Source organism: Enterocloster aldenensis (assembly GCF_003434055.1).
GTDB classification, from domain to species: domain Bacteria; phylum Bacillota; class Clostridia; order Lachnospirales; family Lachnospiraceae; genus Enterocloster; species Enterocloster aldenensis.
This window is the reverse complement of record NZ_QVEX01000055.1, coordinates 329-636: the sequence shown is the minus strand read 5'-3', so window position 1 is coordinate 636 and position 308 is coordinate 329. Positions and strand designations below refer to the sequence as shown.

Here is a 308-nt window from a genome sequence, read left to right as displayed (position 1 = left end):
AGCTGGTCTACGATTCCATTTGTAACATCATACAAAGCGTCTGTTATCTCCTCTGAAACTGTAACAGGTTTATCAAACCATTGGTATCGGAAAAGTTCGTTTACAAGAAAGTAAAAGAAATTTCTGTCCGTACAATACATATTCCCATTAATGACATTGCCGACTCTTCGAGCTGTTCTGAGTGTTTTAAACATTTTGGCTTTTGCGTCTTCTGTACCCACAACAGCTGTTGCGACCTTAGTTCTGTTTGAGAGTGTAAGCAGAGAATCGAAAGAGTTTTCTCGTGTGTGCGAAAAATCTATTAGCTG

At 39.0% G+C, this 308-nt stretch carries 1 protein-coding gene; it reads right to left on the bottom strand.

Going from position 1 to position 308, the window contains the following annotated elements; genetic code table 11:
• Positions 1-221 (bottom strand): hypothetical protein (locus tag DWX59_RS29130; protein ID WP_207660478.1); only part of this gene is annotated, 221 nt, incomplete at its 3' end.
• Between the last annotated feature and the right edge of the window lie 87 nt (positions 222-308).